We start from the raw sequence: 18,566 nt of genomic DNA on the forward strand, positions 1-18,566 counted from the left end.
GCAATGTGTTTCATGGCGTTGTTGGGAGTGCTGCTTGCTGGCGCCACATCCGCAAACGCTGCGGCGCGCAAAGCGCCAGGCGTTGAATCCTCCGGCATCTTGTTCATCGCAAACAATGTGCCGGACTATCAGCAATTGGAGGCCAGCGCGAGTTCCTTGCTGGAAGTCGTTGTGCTGGATGCTCGGGGCGACGGTTTGCGCCAGATGGCCGATGCGCTGCAGGGTCGCCAGCAGGTGGGTGCGGTGCATCTCATTTCACACGGTGCCCGCGGTGCGCTGGACCTGGGCTCACTGACGTTGGATGGGATGACATTGATGGAGCGCAGTGCCGATCTGGCGCGTATTCGCGCATCGCTGCGACCTGATGCTGACTTGCTTCTGTACGGCTGCGAAGTGGCGCAGGGCAGTGAGGGGCAGCGGTTCATCACTCTGCTGGGCGAGACGACAGGAGCCCATGTGGCCGCTTCGACCAACCTTACCGGGGCGCGCGAACTGGGCGGCGACTGGGTGCTGGAGAGTCGCACCGGAGCGCTGCGCAGTGCTCCGCTGGCCTTTCCTGCTTACCACCAGGTCCTGGCCACTGTCGCTGGAACGGTGGCGATTCCATTCGCCCACCCAGACGACTCCTTTCCCACTCAAAAAATGCTGGATGGGCAGGCAAACACCGGTACGACCAATATCCCCGGCATCGTCTATGAGTTCTACTTTGCCAATACCGGCAATACGCCCGTCGGCCGGGTCATCAACATCGATCTGGCTGGCGGCACAGGCTCCATGCTGACGTACTTCAATACAGGGACTTCTCAGTTCGATCCGGTAGGCGCACTGATCATCAAAAGCCAGGCCACCCGGATGTTCGGCTTCTCAAGTTTCCGTATTCAAGATGCGCAAGCGCTCGCCGCCACCTATACCGCCACCGCGTACCGCAACAACGTGACGGTCGGCGTGCCATTTACTTTTTCGACCGGCGGCAGCTTCAACCAGGTACTTGTCACATTGCCGGTGCAGTTCAAGAATGTCGATGAAATCCGCATCACCAGCAATGGCGGAATTGCTGCTGGCACGGTGGGTGCGAAGCTATGGCAAGAAGGCTTCAACAGTTTCGTGTTCATCGACCCGACGAGCAATGCAGACCTGAGCGTGCTCTCTGCCACGGCAGGGGCTCTCGTGCCTGCGTTCGCGGCAGGTACCACGTCTTACACCATCGCGGTGTCCAACGCGACGACCAGCACCACCATCACGCCCACCGTCGATATCCCGGGCACCACCGTGACCGTGAATGGTGTGCCCGTCACCAGCGGTGCCGCCTCGGGCAGCATCGGCCTGAATGTGGGCAGTAACACCATCACCACCATCGCCACGGCAACCGATGGGACCACCACGAAGACCTACACCATCACCATCACGCGCGCTGCTCCGCTATCGAGCAATGCCAACCTCTCCAGCCTGGCGCTGTCGACCGGCACACTGAGCCCTGCGTTCGCTTCGGGCACCACGTCCTACACCGCCGGCGTACCGTTCAGCACGGTATCGCTCACCGTGACGCCCACCGTGGCTGACGGCACAGCGACTGTCACCGTCAATGGCATTAGCACCACCAGCGGCAATGCGTCGGGGTCCATTGCGCTGGCGGTGGGCAACAACACCATATCCACCGTCGTGACCGCCCAAGACGGCTCCACGACCAAGACCTACGCCACCACGGTCACCCGCGCTGCTGCGTCGGGCAACGCGCAGCTCAGCGCGCTGAGCCTGTCCAGTGGCACCCTGGCACCCGTGTTTGCTTCTGGCACCACCAGCTACACGGCCGGCGTCAGCAATGCCACCACGTCGATCACCATCACGCCCACCGTTGCCGACGCCACCGCCAGTGTCACGGTAAATGGCGTGGCCGTCACCAGCGGCAACGCATCGGGCGCCATTGCGCTGGCGGTGGGGTCCAACACCATCACGGCCACGGTGACTGCGCAGAACGGCACGCCGCTCAGCTACACCATCACCGTGACGCGGGCTGCGTCGGCCAATGCCAACCTGTCTGCACTGTCGTTGTCCAGCGGCACCCTGGCGCCCGTTTTTGCGGCGGCCACTACCAGCTACACGGTCAGCGTCAGCAACGCCACCACGTCGATCACCGTCACCCCCACGGTCGCCGACGGTGGCGCCAGTGTCACCGTGAACGGCGTGGCCACCACCAGCGGCAATGCATCAGGCGCTATTGCACTGGCAGTGGGTTCCAACACCATCACCACCGTCGTGACGGCGGCGGACGGTGCGACCACCAAGGCCTACACCGTGACCATGACCCGTGCCGCGTCGTCCAACAACAATCTGTCTGCGTTGAGCCTGTCCAGCGGTAGTTTGAGCCCGCCTTTCAACCCGGCCACCACCAGTTATACGGCGGCCATCGGTGCCGGCGTCGGTAGCATCACGGTCACCCCTGCGGCGGCCGACGGAAACGCCAGCATCACGGTCAATGGTGTGGCTGTCACCAGCGGCGCTGCCTCTGGCGCGGTAGCGATGAACACGGGCAGCAACACGGTCTCCGTGGTGGTGACAGCACAGAATAGCGCGACCAAAACCTATACCGTCACTGTCACCCGCGCAGCGCCGTCCAGCAATGCCGACCTGTCGGCCCTGTCCCTGTCGAGCGGCACCCTGTCGCCCGCCTTCGCGGCCGGCACCACCAGCTACACGGCCAGCGTCGGCAACGCAACCACGTCGCTCACCGTCACCCCGACCGTGGCCGACGCTACCGCCAGCATCATGGTGAACGGTGTGGCCACCACCAGCGGCAATGCGTCGAGCGCCATTGCGCTGAACGTGGGCAGCAACACCATCACCACGGTAGTCACGGCGCAGGACGGCACCACGGTGAAGACCTACACGGTGACGGTGACCCGCGCGGGCTCGGGTGATGCCAACCTGTCGGCCCTCGTCGTGTCGGGCGGCAGCATCGCTCCAGCGTTTGCTCCGGGCACCACGGGCTACACGATGTCGATTGCAGCCGCAACCGCCAGCGTCACCGTGACGCCGACGGTGAATGATCCGAGCGCCACCGTCACGGTCAACGGCGTGTCCGTGGCCAGCGGCACCGCATCGGGCGCCATCGCCATGAACGTGGGCGCCAACACCATCACCGTCGTCGTCACCGCGCAGAACAGCACCACCCGGACCTACACCGTCACCGTGACGCGTTTGCGCCCCACCACGGCCGCGGGTACCGTCCCCGGCGGCGGCGGCGCCGTCAACGCCAGCCTGGCAGGGCCTGCGGGCTGCGGTTTCGACCGTGCGGATTTCATTCCTTTGACGGGAGCGGCGGCCTCGCCTCCGGCCGGTAGCATTTCGGGCTATACCTTCAGCCAGGGCTTGTTCGATGTGGTGGTGGGCGGTTGCCCGAACGGGGCGGCGGTGACGGTCACGCTGACCTACCCGCAACCGTTTCCGCCGGGCGCCGTGTACATGAAGTACGGCCCCACGCCAAGCCAGAACGCGCCCCATTGGTACGCCTTCCCTGGTGCGACCATCACCGGCAACACCGTGACCTTGGTGCTCACCGATGGCGGCTCGGGTGATGATGACCTGTCGCTCAACGGCACCATCTCCGACCCAGGCGGTGTGGCACTGGCGCTGGCCGTTGGCGGGGGTGCTGGCGCCATCGGCATTCCCACGCTGTCGCAGTGGGGCGTTCTGCTGTTGTCCCTGCTGGTCGCGGCTGCTGCAGGGCTGAATGCCTGGCGCACCCGGCGAGCCGGCCACGGGCGTGGTTGGGTGCGCCGCTGACTTCACACCGGGTGCGCCTTTGCACCGTGCGCCCATGAAGACGGCCCCTGTCCGCAATGCGGCAGGGGCCGTTGGCTTTTGCTATTTTTTCGATAGCTTACAAAGACCGAACGTCAAGCGGCAGCGCTGGCTTTTGCTGCGGTTCGATCAAACGCCTGCAGCACTTGCGTGCAGTCCGTGAGTGCCAGGCATGCAGGCGTAGCGTCAACGACAGCGCCGCCAACACGCATGCCGCCGTCAGAACCGGTACGTCGACGTCAACGTATACGTCCGCGCCTGCCCATAGAAGCAATCCCCGCGCGCCAGGCACTGCGTGATGTGCACCTTGTCCGCCAGGTTCACCACGTTGAAGGCCACGCGCCAGTCGCCCGCGTCGTACGCCACCATCGCATCGGCCAGGGTGGCGGCCGGGGTGCTGATGGCGCTGGTGCCGCTCCACTGGGAGCCGGTGTAGCGCACGCCGGCGCCTACCGTCCAGCCGCCGCGGCCTTCGCTGGCGAAACGGTGGCTCAGCCAGGCCGATGCTGTGTGCTTGGGCACGCTGGCCACGGGCGTGCCCTGGTCGCCGGCGTTGCTGCGGCTGATCTTCGCGTCAGTGAACGCGTAGCCCAGGGTGAAGTCCCACTGGCGGGCCAGGCTGGCCTGCACTTCGGCTTCGAACCCCCGGACCTTGACTTCGCCGATCTGCAGGCTGTTGAGCGGGTTGCCGGGGTCGTTGGTCTTGCGGTTCTTCTCGCGCAACTGATAGACCGCCGCGAAGGCGCTGATGCCCTGGCCGGCGGGTTGCCACTTCACGCCGGCCTCCCACTGTTCGCCGCGCTGGGGCTTGAAGGCCGTGCCATACGCGTCCACGCCGCCCAAAGGCTGGAAGGACTCGGAATAGCCCGCGTACGGGGCCCAGCCGCCGTCCATCTGGTAGGTGAAGCCTGCGCGCTTGGTCCAGGCCTTGTCGTCCACCGCGGCCGCGGGGCGGCCCACGGTGTCGGTCTGGGCGCTGTCGTGGCGAAGGCCCAGTGTGGCGGTCCATCGGTCCCACTTGATCTGGTCCTGCAGGTAAAAGCCCAGCTGCTTTTGCACCACGTTCGGTTGCCGCACCAGCTGTGCCGTGGTGGGTGGCGTGAAGTTGCCATACACCGGGTTGTAGACGTCGATGGCCGGCGCCACCGCACGCCAGGCCTGCTGGCCGGTGTGGTTGCGCTGCACGTCCAGGCCTGCGAGCAGGGTGTGGTCGGCGCTGCCGGTCTTGAGCTTGCCTTCGAGCTGCGTGTCGATCAGCAGCATGCGGCCGGTGTTGATGTTCCACACCGCGTCGCGCACCACGGTGCGGGCGTCGCTGTTGAACACGGGGCGCGCGGGGCGGCCTGTGGCGGCGTTGGCGGTGAAGCTGGTGTAGATGGTGCGGTAGTCCACTTCGCTCACGGTGCGGCGCAGGTTCTGGCGCACTGTCCAGTCGGCGTTCACGCGGTGGCTGAACAGGTAGCCCCAGGAGTTGTTGGTGGTGTCGTACGCGTCCCAGCCCGGCTCGCCGATGAAGGTGTTGCGCGGGATCTGGCCGTAGCGGCTGGCCAGCTGCGTGCCTTGCCACGGGAAGAAGCCGATGATCGAGCCGCTCTGGTCCTTCTGGTGCAGCGCCTGCAGCGTGAGCGAGGTGTCGGCGCTGGGCTTCCAGGTGAGCGAGGGCGCAAACACCAGGCGGTCGTCATCCACATGGTCGATCTGGCTGCCGCTGTCGCGGCCCACGGCCACCAGGCGGTAGAGCCACTGGCCGTCCTGGTCGAGCGCACCGGTCAGGTCGGCCGCGATCTGCTTGCGGGCGTTGTTGCCCAGCTGCAGCTGCACCTCGCGCTGCGTTTCGGCCTGCGGGCGTTTGCTGGTGAGGTTAAGCACGCCACCCACGCTGCCCTGGCCGTACAGCACCGAGGTCGGCCCGCGCAGAAACTCCACCCGCTCCAGCGTGTAGGGGTCGGGCCGGCTGGTGTTGTAGGTGCCGTAGGTGCGCAGCAGGCCGTCCTGGTACTGCGACACGGTGCCGCCGCGTGCGGCGAAGCTGTCCACGCGGCTGTCGAAGTAGTTCGACACCGCCCCGGCCGTGTACGCCGTGACCTGGCGCAGCGTCTGCACGCCCTGCGCCTCGATCTGGTCGCGGGTGATCACGCTGATGGCCTGCGGGGTTTCGATGAGGGGCGTGTCGGTCTTGGTGGCGCTCAGCGCCCGTTTGGCGACGAATCCGGTGACCGGGGCGGTGGGGCTTTCCTGTTCGCTGCCCGCACTCACGGTGACGGGGGCCAGGGCCTTGTCGGCCGTGGGCGCGGCCGTGCCTTCGGTGGCGGCCTGCTGGGCGTGGGCGGCGCCGCACAGGGCGAGCAATGCGGCCTGCGCGATGGCGGTGCGGCAGGCGGTGGTGCCAGATCTCATGGTGCTGTTTCTCCGATGGTTGAAAACTTGTCCGGCCCGAGGCGCCAGGCTTGCGTGGGCCAGCGCTGGCCTGCGGGCCGGTGGTGGGTCGGGTGGGGTGGGGGAATCGCTTGCCGTCAGAACGTGTAATCCAGCGACACCTGCACCGTGCGCGGCTGGCCGGGCACCACGGTGCCAAAGCCGGCCGCCGTGGCCGTGCCGTCCAGGTAGTAGCGGCGGTTGCCCGCGTTCTTCAGGTTGGCCTGCAGCCGCACGCCGCCTGCGAACTGGTAGCCCACGGCCAGGTCGACCGTGGTGAATCCCGGCAGGCGCCACTTGTTGTCGTTGGCGGTGAACTTGTCGCCCTGGTGCACCAGGCCGCCGCCGACCCACAGGCCGGGCAGTTGCGGCAGGCGGTACTGCGTCCACAGCGATGCGTTGCGGCGCGTGGCCAGTGCGACGCGGTTGCCCACGTTGGCGCCGGCGGTGGTGTCGGCCAGCACCTTGGGGTTTTGGAAGCTGGCCTGCGCCGTCACCGTCCAGCCGGGGGTGATGCGGCCTTGCAGCTCCAGCTCCACGCCCTGGATGCGCTGGCGCGCGGTCAGCACCGAGTAGCCCGCGTGCTGCGGGTCGGTGGCGGGCGCGTTGGTCAGCTCCAGCTCGAAGGCCGACACGGTGGTCATCAGGCGCTTGTCCAGCCATTCCTGCTTCCAGCCCACTTCCAGCTGTTTGCCCTCCGACGGCGGCGCGCCGCGGTCGCCCCACAGCAGCGTGCCGGTGTTGGCCTGGAACGAGCGCGCGTGGCTCGCGTAGAGCATGGTGCCGGGGCGCGGCTCCCAGCTGATCGCCGCACTCGGCTGGGTCTTGCTCAGGTCGGTGACGGGCGTGGAGTACGCGTCCTTGAAGCGGTCGTGGCGCAGGCCCAGCAGCAGGCCGAAGTCGCCCAGCACCAGGCGGTCCTGCAGGAACACGCCGGTGTTGCGCGCGTCCGAGGACAGCCGGGACACGCCGGTGGACGCTGCCGCCGGCACGAGGCCGGTCACCGGGTTGTACAGGTCTACGGCACCCAGGTTGCCGGTGGCGCGCGCGCCGTACACGCCCTGGATGGTGCGCCAGTCCATGCCGGCCAGCAGGGTGTGTTGCACCGGGCCGGTCTGCACCTTGGCGCGCAGCTCGGCCAGCGCGGTGTCCGACGTGTATTCCTGCCCGGGTGCCAGCCAGTAGCCGCGCGGGACCCGGCCGTTGGCCGCAGGGCCCATGGGGGAGGGCAGGTTCACATTGCGGTTCGTCTCGTTGCGCGACAGGTGCACGCGGCCCTGCAGCACATCGGTGAAGCGGTGCTCCAGTTCGGTGGAGTAAAAGCGCATGCGGCCGTCGGTGGTCAGCCACGGCTCGCCGTAGAACGCGCCCACCGGCAGCACGTCGGCACTGCGCGGGTTCTTGGGGTCGGGCACCGCCAGGCCCACGGTGGAGACGCCGTCGATGCCCTGGTATTCGGCCTGCGCGCGCCAGACGGTGTCGGGCGTGATCTGCCACTCCAGGCTGCCCGCAATGCCCTGCTTGCGCGGGGTGTTGCCGTCCACGAAGCTGCCTCCCCGGCTGGCGCCGCCATCGAGCCGGTAGCGCAGCGTGCCGTCGGCGTTGAGCGGGCCGGTGAGGTCGAACTCCGCGTTGCGCCAGCCGTCGCTGCCCACGCCGACCTTCACGTTGCGCAGCGCCTCGGCCTGGGGCCGCTTGCTCACGTAGTTGACCAGGCCGCCGGGCGCGACCTGGCCGAACTCCAGCGCGGCGGGGCCCTTGATGACCTCGACCCGCTCGATGTTGAACAGTGGCGGGTCCAGCAGGTGGACGAACTTGGCGCCGTCGCGCAGAAAATTGAAGGTGTTGTTGGCCCACAGCCCGCGGATGGAGAACTGCGAGTACGAGCCGTAGTACTCGCTGCGCATGGACACGCCCGAAGCGTTGCGCAGCACGTCGCGCTCGGTGGTGGCCATCTGCTGCTCCAGCAGCGCGTTGTCGATCACGCTCACCGAGCGGGGCGTCTCCAGCACCGACAGGCCCAGGCGCGAGCTGCTCTGCGCGCGCCGTGCGGGTGTGGCGGCCGCGCCAGCGGTCGAATCGACCACATCCACCTGGCGCAACGATGGCGCCGCTGCGGGCGCGTCGGCGGGGTCTGGCGCTGCGCTGGTTTGCGCCAGGGCTGTACTGCACAGGGCCAGCAGGGCGGCGTGGGCCACGGCGGTGCGCAAAAAAATCGGTTGGATCATGATGCTATGGTTTTAATAGCTGCTTGCGCTTGTCTATCAAGCGGTAGGCGGCAATTGGATTGGGTTGGCTACAGGCCTCATCCACGCTCTTGTCCGTTCGGGTTGAGCCTGTCGAAGCCAAGGCGCTGTCTGCGAAGAGCCCTTCGACAGGCTCAGGGCGCACGGTGGATCTGAGGCAAGTACCCCACCAGACCTTTGGATGCAGAAGCAGCGCTCCCGCAGCGGCCGGCATGAAACTGCTGGCGTGAATGGCTGGCGTGATCGACTGGCTGTTGCAATGTGTGCCGTCGGCTCGCACTGAGGTAACTGCGCATGGCGCGGGCCAGGTGCCGTTGCGCCGGGCGACACGCCGCACCGGCGGAAACCTGGCTGCTGGCTCCGCTGCCGCACGCCACAGCGGGCGTGCAGCGGGCGGCGGCGGCCTAGGCTCAGTGGGCCTTGGGGGGCGCGGGCAGGGCGGGCGACGCCATGCCGTCGGCCAGCACAAAGGTCAGCGTGGTCACGTAGCTGGCTTCGCCGTACTTCTCGCCCTGGGCTTCGCCGGGGGTCTTGTCGCTGTGCTTGACCTCGGCCACGTACTGGCCCTTCCAGGGCGTGACGAAGGTCACGGTACCGTCTTCAGCCGCCTCGGCCTCGCGCGTCCAGCCCGAGGGGGCTGCCAGCTGCACCTTGGCCTTGGGCAGCGGCGCGCCCTTGTAGATCACCTTGAACTCGCCGGGCTTGCCGGTGGGCACCAGGTCCAGCGGCGCGGTGGGCGCCACGGCTTGCGTCAGGCCCGCCACCCAGCGGGCCGAGGGCTGCCAGTACATCGCGGGCAGGTTGCGCTTGCTGCGGTCGATCAGCGGGTAGGTGGCGGCGGCGAACAGTGTGTCGGGCGTGCCGGCCACGGTGTAGTGGAAGCCGTCCTTGCCCAGTTGGCCGTCCACGCGCTGCGCGGCCGTGCCGGTGCGCTGCTCGAGCGCGGGCACGCCCTTGAATTTGTCCAGCGAGCCTGGCGAGGTCTCGCGCAGGTTCTCGTTGAACTCGCCAAAGTGCAGGCGGGCCTGGCCGCCCGCGTTTTCCAGCCACACCTGGTGGGCGTGGGCGGCGGTGAGGGATGCACAGGCGAGCAGGGCGGCAAGCACGGGGGCCTTGGGGCGCAGGGACGAGGACATGGCAGTTTCCTTTCGGTGGTTTCAACAAAAATCGGCGAGCGCGCAGCGCTGCGCGCCCCAGGACGAGGGGGCGAAACGCGGTGCGAAAGGGAGTGGCTGCCTACGCCCGGTGGTCAGGCGCTGGGTGGCTGTGCGGCGATGTGCAGGGTGCAGCGTCCGGATGAACGCGCCGCTGGGGCAAGGGGCTGTGGTGCAGGGTGGGGAGAGCCGGTGGCGTCAGAAGTCCACGCCCACGCTGACCGACAGCGTGCGCGGCGCACCCACCACCAGGTAGCCTGCGCCGGGGTAGCCGCCCGACGATGCCCAGTAGTTGCGGTTGGTGAGGTTGTCCACGCGGGCGCGCAGAGTCACGAGGCGGCCTTGCACCTCGGTCAGGTAGCGCACGCCCACGTCCAGGCGGTTCCAGCCGGGCACGCTGATGGTGTTGGTGGCGTTGGCATACACCGAGCCGGTGTGCACCAGGCGGCCGTCCAGCGCCAGGCCGTTCACGCCCGGCACATCCCACTCGGCGCCGATGTTGGCCTGCAGCTTGGGCACGCCGATCACGCGGCGGCCGTCGGTGCTGGCGGTGCCCGTGTTCAGCTGCTTGGCTTCGAGCCAGGTCAGGCCGCCCAGCAGGCGCAGGCCCTTGGTCGCCTCGCCCTGCACGGCCAGCTCGATGCCTTGGTGGCGGTCCTTGCCGTTGCTGCGGAAGATGTTGTCGCTGCCCACATAGGCACGCGGCTTGGTGGTGGAGAACAGCGCCACGCTGCCGCCAAAGCGGCCGCCGTCGAACTTCACGCCCACTTCCTTTTGCTTGGCGACGTAGGGCGACAGCATCTCGCCGCGGTTGGCGGCAGTGGAGGGCGCGGTCGCGCCCTGGCTCAGGCCTTCCACGTAGTTGCCGTACAGCGACAGGCTCTTGTCCAGCTTGTAGACGGCCGCCAGCAGCGGGCTGGTGCGGTTCTGGTCGTAGCGGTCGGTCTCGGCGGCCGTGCCATAGGCGTAGTTGGCGATCTCCAGCTTCTGGTGGCGCAAGCCGCCGGTGAGCAGCAGGCGCTTGTCCAACAGCGAGATGGTGTCGCCGATGGCGAAGCTGGTCAGGCGCGTGCTGCCGGTCAGACGCGGGTCGGCCAGGTCGCCGCCACGGAATGCGCCTGCGCTGAAGCCTGGCAGCGGGCTGTACACGGGGTTGTAGAGGTTGGTGGACTGCGTGTTGGCAAAGTCCATCGCGTAAGCGTTCTTCTTGTCCGCGCTGAAGTGCGATGCCACCACCACCCACTCGTGGCCCACGCTGCCGGTCTGCAGCTTGCCGCGCAGGCCCAGCTCGCCGGTGTTGACGCTGTCCTTGCGGGTGTTGTCGAAGCGGTAGGTAGAGCCCGCGCCGGTGCTGCTGTCGCTCACCGTCAGGTTGGCCAGGGAGTTGGCCTCGGAGCTGCGGCGTGCGCCGGCCGCGGCCCAGCCGGTGATGTCCTGCGTGATGTCCCACTCGCCGCGCAGCGTGCCGAAGGTGTCGCGCTCGTTCGAATACGTCCAGGGCTGGGCGAAGTTGGTGCCGCCGTCGGGTGCCGTGGGCATCTGCGTGGCCGTGGCGCCCAGCGTCACGTTGGTGCGGGTGCTCTTGAGCTTGTGGTCCTGCCAGCCGATGTCGCCCGAAAGGCGCACGTCGCGACTGCGCCAGTCCAGTCCCACGGCTGCCAGGCCGAGCTTGACGTCTTCATGGTCCACGGCCGTGCCGCCGTTGTGGGTGGCCGCATTCACGCGGATGCCGGTGTTGCCGTCGGGACCGAAGCGGCGCGCGATGTCGGCCGCCAGCTGCGTCTGCCCGCCGCTGGAGACGCCGAATGTGACGCGGTTCAACGGCTCGTTGGGCGCGCGCTTGGGCAGCAGGTTGATCGAGCCGCCGATGCCGCCGCCGTTGGGGCTGGCACCGCTCAAGAAGGCCGATGCGCCGCGCAGCACTTCCACGCGCTCGAACAGCTCGGTGGCGATGTACTGGCGCGGCAGCAGGCTGTACAGGCCGTTGTAGGCCGTGTCGTCCGAGTCCAGGATGAAGCCGCGGATGAAGTACGCCTCTTGAAAATTGCCGAAGCCGCGCGCCACGCGCACCGTGGGATCGTTCTGCAGCACGTCGCCCACGCTGCGGGCGTGGCGGTCCTGGATGAACTCGTTGGTGTAGCTGGTGATGGAGAACGGTGTGTCCATCGCGTCCTTGGTGCCCAGCACGCCGGCACGGCCGCCGCGGGCCACCTGGCCGCCAGCGTAGGCCGGCGACAGGCCTTGCGCCGATGCGTCGGCACTGGCGTTCACCGTGACGGTGGACAGCGCCTTGCCTTCCGCGGCGGCGGCTGGCGCAGCCTGCTGGGCCAGTACGGCAGGCGCTGCCAGCGCGAACATCACGGCGGCGGCAATGGCCACCGGCGTGGCGGCAAAAACGGGGCGCAGCGGGGCTGGCTGGAACGATGTGGCTGGGCGCATGGTCGTGGTGTGAAAAATGAAGTTGAAGGAGGTGTCAGCGCGGCGCCGAAGTGGTGCCGCTGCTGTGGATGTCGGTGTCGACGGGGTCGCCGGCGCGGCCCGGGGTGGTCTGCGGTGCCGGGGTGTCACGGAGGGCGCGGCGTGCATGGTGTGCCTGCTGTGAAAAAGGCCATGAGAACCAGCCCATCACCGCCACCGGAACGCCCAGGCCCACCCACGACCACCAGTCGCCCCAGGTGTCGGACACCAGGGCGGTGATCAGGCCCGTGGTGGTCAGCACGCCCACCACGATGGGCCAGCCCCACAGCGACCAGAACGGGTTCGGCTTCATGCGCGGCCCTCCGTGCGGGACAGCGGGGTGCCGGTGCGTGCGGCAGGGATGGCGGTAGAGGCATTGGGCAGGCCGGTAGGCGCGGGCGCTGTGGCGGCTGCGGTGGTGCTGCCCGCCTGCACGCCCTTGCGCAGCCACAGGTACAGCCCGCTGCCCAGCACGACGATGGTCGCGATGTCGAGCAGCGCCCAGATGATCTTCATCGGCATGCCGCCGTAGTCGCCAAAGTGCAGCGGCTGCGACACCAGCAGCGCCGTCAGATACCACGGCAGCTTTGGTGCGGCGGTGACCTCTGCGGTGCGCGCATCCACCATCACGGGCTGCAGCAGCCGCGAGGTCAGCGGCTCGTTGCCCTTCAGGAAGAACGTGTTGTGGTGCGGGCTGGAAAACGCCGTGCCCGGGAAGGCGATGAACGACAGCTTCATGCCCGGCGCATGCGCCTGCGCGGCCTGCAGCGCCTGCTGCAGCGGCCCGCGCTCGGCCACGGGCACGGTGGGCTGGCCTTCGTACGGCTTGAGCAGGGTCGACAGCTGGTCGTACTGCCAGTACTTGATCATCAGGTCGGCCCAGGTGTTGATCATGCCCGTGCCACCCACCACGAAGGCCCACACCAGCGTGACGATGCCCAGCAGGTTGTGCAGGTCGAGCCACTTCACGCGGGTGGACCGGTCCCGGCGCACCTCGCCGAAGGCCAGCTTGCGCATGAACGGCGCGTACAGCACCACGCCAGTCACGATGGCCACCAGCAGCAGCAAGCCCATGAACCCCAGGAACAGCTTGCCCGCCAGGCCCGCGAACAGGTCTACGTGCAGGCGGAACATGATGTACATGAAGCCCTCGTCCACCGGCCGCTGCGACAGCACGGCGGCGGTGCGCGCGTCGACCGCGATGGACTTGAAATCCTCGGTCGGCGCGGGTGTGGGCGTGAGGGTCACAAACCACAGGGCGTCGTCGTCCTCGGGCTGCGAGGCGAACTGCACCACGCGCTCGGGGTGCAGCCCCTGCGCGGCGGCCAGCACCTTGTCCAGGCTGGCGCGCGGAGTGTGGGCGGGCATGGGAGGCGCTTCGACCTCGGTGCCCAGCAGGTGGCCGAGTTCGTGGTGAAAGATGAGCGGCAGGCCGGTCAGGCACAGCAGCAGCATGAAGACGGTGCAGACCAGGCTGGACCACTTGTGGGTCCATGACCAGCGGCGCAGGGCGGTGGGCGAAAACATGGCGGGTGGTGGTCAGCAGGTGATCCTGGCCTCGGCCCCCTCGCGGGCATGCCTGCCGACAGGCCGCTGCGGTCAGCGGCCACGGCGGCCGCTACAGCGAGCCAGATGGGCTTGGGTCCAGACGGTCGCCCTCTTCGATAAAAAGGGAAGGGGGCGACGGCGAGTGCTGGCTGGTCCGAAGGAGGGATGCTCCCCGCGACTGGCTTGCGGTATGAATGGTTACATTCTAAATGAGAATGGTTCTTTTTCTTGTGCGCGTGCGTTTTTGCAACAGCACATGCTGCGGCGGCCGTGGTTCACAGCACCGCAGCGAGGCACCGGCGCTGCCAAAAACACAAACGGTTGCTTCTTGGTAGCCCTGCCATCGCGTTGTGCGGCGTGGGCGGCGGCAGAATCGCACCGCCTGAAACAACGCCTTGTGAGCCCGTTGCCCTTCACGCCGGTGCATGCCGGTCGCTGCAAGGCTTTCGGCGGGAGTCGTTCAGGCGCGGCCACTGACGCGGAGGCAGTGGCCCGTGGCTGCGCGGCAACCCCGGCGTGCGGCCCGCACGCGGATCCATCAAAAACCAACTATTCCAACCCTCATGGCTTTTTCGTTCGGTCAAAAAATATCCAGTGCCTTGCAGGCCCTGCCCAGCAGTGCGCGGCTGGTGCTGTGGGCGGTGTGTATTCCCCTGCTGCTCTCGGGCATCGGCTATTGGGAATACCGTCAGTACGCCCAGACGGGGCTGTCTGCAGAGCAGCAGCAAATGCTGGCCGAGGTGACGGATGCGCTGGAGGCCGTGCGTGAGAACCCGCGCACCGTCATCACCATCGACGGGCAACAGCACAGCGGGTTTTCTGCATCCCTCAGGTTGCAGCAGATCGCCAAGAGCATTCGGGGCGACACGGCAACCCGCACCCAGGTAGCAGCGGTGGTGCGCCCGGCCAGTATCGCGGCCATGGTGGCGGGCGTGCTGACTGCACTGGTCGCGCTGGCGGGGCTGTACGGGGTCAGCGCAGCGGGCCGCCAGGCACTGCAGTCGCGCGATGCGCTGATGCGGCTTTTTGTCCGCTGGCGCAACCTGCTGCCCACCTACCTCACTGTGCACATGGGCCTGCTGATGGCCACGGTGGCTGGCCTGCTGGTGGCGCGCCTGGGGGTGGCGTACCAGGTGGTGATTCTGGAGCGCGCGGGATCGGGCGAGGCCAAGTTCCAGATGGTCATCCTGCTGGTCGCAGGCCTCGTGCTGTGGTGGGGCGCGACGCTGTTGCGGGCGTTGTACACATCGCTGCAGGTGCTGCATGACGAACCCAACGAAGTCATGGGCGTGTCGGTGTCGCGGCAAGAAGCGCCCGCCTTGTGGGCCTATGTGGACACGCTGGCCCAGGCCGCCGGGGCTGCAGCGCCCGCCCATCTGGTAGTGGGCTTGACCGATGGCTTCTACGTCACCGGCCACGCCATGCAACTGGTGCCCAGCGGCCAGCAGCTGACAGGCGAGACCATGTACCTGCCGCTGACCTATCTCACGCTGCTGCAGCGCGACGAGATCAGCGCCATCCTCGCGCACGAACTGGGGCACTTCGCAGGCGCCGACACGGCGTACAGCCTGCAGTTCTCGCCCATCTACCAGCGGCTGGTGGCCAGCCTGCACGCCATCTACGGCCGCAACAACAGCGGCTCGTGGGCGGATCTGCCTGCCACCACCTTCATCGAATACCTGCTGGAGCGCTTCGACCTGGCGGTCAAGCATTGGAGCCGTGTGCGCGAATTCGCGGCCGACCAGGTGGCTGCCCGGCTGGTCAGCGGCGAGGCGGTCGCACGATCGCTGGTGCGCGTCACCGCGCTGCACGACGTCGTGAACACCGTGCTTAACGAGATCGGCCGCCGCCCGCAGGAGGCGGGCAGCGACCTGGTGCAGATGCTGCACGATGCCGTGCGGGAAGCAGGCTTGAAGGCCCCCGACTTTGCGACCGAAGTGGCGACGATGCACCCCAGCGACACCCATCCTCCCACGCTGGAGCGTGCCAAGGCCGTGAACGCCCCGGTGACCGACGCCATGGTGCAGCGCGTGCTGGTGTTGCCTGACGACCAGGCCATGGTGTGGGTGCGCTCTTTGTTCGCCGACAGCCAGGGCCTGCAGGCGCGGTTGCTGGCCGACTTCAAAGGCCTGGCACGTGAACAGAACGAGCAGGTGCGCAAGAACCTGGCCGATACGGTGGAGCAGGCGCAAGGCTCTGTCGACTTGTTCGAGCGCAAGGCAAATGTCTGGCTTTTTGCCGGCTTTACCGCCATCGCTTTTGCTGCCTGCGCCGCACTGGTGGTGCACAGCTTCTCACCGGGTAAGTCGTTTGCCGGGTTTCAGACGCTGATCCTGATGACGGCGGGTCTGACGGTCATGCTGATCGGCATCACCTGGTGGTTCTGGCGGCGGTCCGTCGTCATGGTGATGCAGCTCACCGCCGAAGGCATGGTCGTGCCCGGCTGGCCGCAGATCGTGCCCTGGTCTTCGGTCAGCGACTACTCGTGCACGGTGGTCAACGGCTCCAACATGGTGATGACCTTCGACCTGGACCCCGCAGCCCCGCGGCTGCAGGCGCCGCATTCCAACCTGCGCCGCATCACTTACCGGCCGGCCAAGAACAAGCTGCTGGTGGGCATGTCGAAGGCGAAGGGCATGGACATGGACGCCATGCACGAGGCCGTGATGCGCTACCTGTCTGGCTGGCATGCGCGCCAGCATTTACAGTCGATGTGACCTGGCCGCGCACAAGCACCGGGCGAGCCCGCTGCCTGTGTGCCGCAGCCATGGCGGGATGCGTGCATGCCTGCATGCTCAATACCTGGCCTTCAGCGCCACCGTCACCCGCCGCGGCTCGCCATAGAAGTTCTGGCGGCTGACGCCCGACACCTTTTCGTAGTAGGTCTTGTCCAGCAGGTTGTCCACCGACAGATTCACCGACAGGTGGTCGGTGATCTGGTAGCCCACCTGCGCGTTGAACACTGCGTAGCCCGGTGCGTTGATGCGCAACGCGCCGCTTTGCGCGAAGAACTCGCTGCGCCAGGACATGCCGCCGCCCACGCTGAAGCCGCGCAGCGCGGGGTGGGTGAAGGCGTAGCGGGTGAACAGGTTCACGCTGTGGCGCGGGGTGATGGGGCTGAACACCTGGCCCTGCTGGGCCACGGGGGCCTTGAGGTAGCGGGTGTCGTTGTAGGCGTAGCCCGCCACGAGGTCCCAGCCGGGCTGGGGCTGGCCGCTGACCTCGGCCTCGAAGCCCTGCGCGCGGACCTTGCCGCCGGCGATGGATGCGTTGGTCACCACCGGGTCGGCGATGGCGCGGTTCTCGTCGATGATGCGAAAGAGTGCTGCATGCGCCTGCAGGCGCTTTTGCAGAAACTCGCCCTTCACGCCCAGTTCGACCTGCTTGCCCGTGCGCGGCTCGATCAACTGCTTGGCGGTGGTGAGCTGGCTTTGCACGACGAAGGTTTCGGCGTAGCTGGCGTAGGCGGTGTACTGCGGGTGGAAGTCCCACATCAGCGCCAGCGACGGCACGAACTGGCGGCCGGGGTCTGCGGCGGCAGTGACTGCGCCGGTGCTGGTGCTGCGCGTCACCACCTCCGCCCACGACAGGCGGCCGCCGGCCAGCAGCTTGACGGTGTCGGCCAGGCTGACCTGGGCCTGCCCGTACAGCGCGTTCTCGCGGCGGGTGATGAGGGAGGTGAAGCCCGGCAGCGGGATGTCGGGATAGGCCAGGTCGTAGTTGGGCCGCAGCAAATTGAAGGGCCGGGGCTGGCCGTAGGCGTAGTTGCCGTCCCAGGTCTTGCCCTCGTTGTGGCTCGCGCCCACCAGCAGCTTGTGGGTGCGGCCTGCCACCTGCACCGGCGTGGCCAGGAAGGCGTCGTAGTTGCGGGTGCGCACGTGGAAGTCGCCGTCCACCGTCTCCATGGTGAAGCTGCCGTTGGCGGCCAGCGCGCTGTTGGCGCGGGCCGAGCGGTAGAACGCCGTGCGGTCGATGTCCCGCGCGGACAGGCGCACCACGCCGCCGCCGGCGAGGCGGTGCTCCAGCTCTGCGAAGACGTCGGTGGTCTCCATGTCTTGCCGGTTGGCTCGCAGGCCGGCAAAAGAACTGCGGGGCAGGTCGGCCAGGCGGCCATCGGCATAGGTGGGCAGGCCTTGGTCGATGGCGGCGCGTACGCGCTGCTGCGCTGCGCCCACCGACACGGTGGTGGACGGGGCGATGTCCCATTCCAGCGTGCCGTAGCCCAGGCGCTTGTTGTTGAACAGCGTATCGATGTGGCTGTCGCGGTCTTCCACCACGGCCACGGCGCGCGCGCGGATCGTGCCTTCGGCGTTGAGGCCGCCGCCCACATCCACCGTGCCGCGGCGCAGGCCGAACGAGCCCACCGCCGCGTCGGCACCGATGGCCAGTTTGGACGGGGCGCGCTTGCGCACCAGGTTCACCGTGCCGCCGGGTTCGCTCGCGCCCTGCAGCAGGCCGGCCGGGCCGCGCAGCACTTCGATGCGGTCGTACATGGCGGTGTCGAGCGTGCTGTAGTTGCCTTGCGGAATGGGCACGCCGTCGAGCTGGATCGCGCCCAGATCGAAGCCGCGCGACTGGAACGAGTTGTAGTTGCCCGCGCCGTCCAGCCGGGTGATGGTCATGCCGGTGCTCAGCTTGATCGCGTCTTCCACCTTGGTCAGGTTGCGGTCGTCAAGCTGCTGGCGCGTGACCACGCTGATGGACTGCGGCGTTTCGCGCGGGGCCTGCTGCAGCTTGCCCACGCTGACTTCGCGGGCGGTGTACTGGCCGCTGCCCTCGGTGGTGGCGCCGTCCGCGCCGTCGGTCACCTTGACCTCGGGCAATGCGGCCGTGGCGGCAGTGGTGGCGGCGGTCTGGGCCTGGGCTGTGGCCAGCGTGGCCAGCAGCGAGGCCGCCAGGGCCAGTGGGTGCATGCGCATGGTGCTTCTCCTCCTCGGTGTGTAAAACG

The 18,566-nt window shown here is 67.8% G+C and carries 9 protein-coding genes; 2 read left to right on the forward strand and 7 right to left on the reverse strand.

The genetic code is table 11. The features are described from left to right. Positions 1-99 precede the first annotated feature (99 nt). A complete protein-coding gene (locus ASF16_RS24755) occupies positions 100-3,780 on the forward strand; it encodes an IPTL-CTERM sorting domain-containing protein (RefSeq protein WP_162241098.1) in 3,681 nt (1,226 codons plus the stop codon). Between the two features lie 237 nt (positions 3,781-4,017). Here ASF16_RS24755 and ASF16_RS24760 read toward each other — a convergent pair whose 3' ends face one another. From ASF16_RS24760 to ASF16_RS24785, 6 genes are all read right to left on the reverse strand, one after another. After that, positions 4,018-6,195 carry a TonB-dependent siderophore receptor gene (locus ASF16_RS24760; RefSeq protein WP_056173761.1) on the reverse strand — a complete coding sequence of 726 codons (2,178 nt, stop codon included), beginning with the start codon at positions 6,193-6,195 and terminating at the stop codon, positions 4,018-4,020. A 116-nt stretch (positions 6,196-6,311) separates the two neighbouring features. Then, entirely contained in the window at positions 6,312-8,441 is a 2,130-nt protein-coding gene (locus ASF16_RS24765) for a TonB-dependent siderophore receptor (RefSeq protein WP_056173764.1), read from the reverse strand. A gap of 428 nt (positions 8,442-8,869) precedes the next feature. Further along, positions 8,870-9,595, reverse strand: coding sequence for a TonB-dependent receptor (locus tag ASF16_RS24770; RefSeq protein WP_056173767.1), 726 nt, complete (start codon positions 9,593-9,595; stop codon positions 8,870-8,872). Positions 9,596-9,811: 216 nt separating this feature from the next. Then, the gene (locus tag ASF16_RS24775) at positions 9,812-12,052 is read right to left on the reverse strand and encodes a TonB-dependent siderophore receptor (RefSeq protein ID WP_056173770.1); all 2,241 of its coding nucleotides are present in this window, start codon (positions 12,050-12,052) and stop codon (positions 9,812-9,814) included. A 34-nt stretch (positions 12,053-12,086) separates the two neighbouring features. Next, on the reverse strand, positions 12,087-12,383 hold the full coding sequence (locus ASF16_RS24780) for a hypothetical protein (protein WP_056173771.1): 297 nt from the start codon (positions 12,381-12,383) through the stop codon (positions 12,087-12,089). Then, the gene (locus tag ASF16_RS24785; protein WP_056173773.1) at positions 12,380-13,597 is read right to left on the reverse strand and encodes a PepSY domain-containing protein; all 1,218 of its coding nucleotides are present in this window, start codon (positions 13,595-13,597) and stop codon (positions 12,380-12,382) included. Before ASF16_RS24785 ends, ASF16_RS24780 begins: the two co-directional genes overlap by 4 nt. Positions 13,598-14,181: 584 nt before the next feature. On the opposite strand from ASF16_RS24785, the gene ASF16_RS24790 reads away from it, so the two are divergent. Next, on the forward strand, positions 14,182-16,335 hold the full coding sequence (locus tag ASF16_RS24790; protein ID WP_156372224.1) for a M48 family metallopeptidase: 2,154 nt from the start codon (positions 14,182-14,184) through the stop codon (positions 16,333-16,335). Positions 16,336-16,413: 78 nt separating this feature from the next. Here the strand turns inward: ASF16_RS24790 and ASF16_RS24795 are convergent, their stop codons facing one another. Beyond that, positions 16,414-18,537: a TonB-dependent siderophore receptor gene (locus tag ASF16_RS24795; RefSeq protein ID WP_056173779.1), complete on the reverse strand. Its 2,124-nt coding sequence runs from the start codon at positions 18,535-18,537 to the stop codon at positions 16,414-16,416. Positions 18,538-18,566 lie beyond the last annotated feature (29 nt).

The organism is Acidovorax sp. Leaf78, from assembly GCF_001422735.1.
In the GTDB taxonomy this organism is placed as follows: Bacteria; Pseudomonadota; Gammaproteobacteria; order Burkholderiales; family Burkholderiaceae_C; genus Acidovorax.

What these genes read in the sequence shown, in the direction of transcription:
- ASF16_RS24765 (WP_056173764.1), bottom strand. Translation starts at nt 8,441, where the DNA reads ATGATCCAACCGATTTTTTTGCGCACCGCCGTGGCCCACGCCGCCCTG.
- ASF16_RS24795 (WP_056173779.1), bottom strand. Translation starts at nt 18,537, where the DNA reads ATGCGCATGCACCCACTGGCCCTGGCGGCCTCGCTGCTGGCCACGCTG.
- ASF16_RS24770 (WP_056173767.1), bottom strand. Translation starts at nt 9,595, where the DNA reads ATGTCCTCGTCCCTGCGCCCCAAGGCCCCCGTGCTTGCCGCCCTGCTC.
- ASF16_RS24775 (WP_056173770.1), bottom strand. Translation starts at nt 12,052, where the DNA reads ATGCGCCCAGCCACATCGTTCCAGCCAGCCCCGCTGCGCCCCGTTTTT.
- ASF16_RS24785 (WP_056173773.1), bottom strand. Translation starts at nt 13,597, where the DNA reads ATGTTTTCGCCCACCGCCCTGCGCCGCTGGTCATGGACCCACAAGTGG.
- ASF16_RS24760 (WP_056173761.1), bottom strand. Translation starts at nt 6,195, where the DNA reads ATGAGATCTGGCACCACCGCCTGCCGCACCGCCATCGCGCAGGCCGCA.
- ASF16_RS24790 (WP_156372224.1), top strand. Translation starts at nt 14,182, where the DNA reads ATGGCTTTTTCGTTCGGTCAAAAAATATCCAGTGCCTTGCAGGCCCTG.
- ASF16_RS24780 (WP_056173771.1), bottom strand. Translation starts at nt 12,383, where the DNA reads ATGAAGCCGAACCCGTTCTGGTCGCTGTGGGGCTGGCCCATCGTGGTG.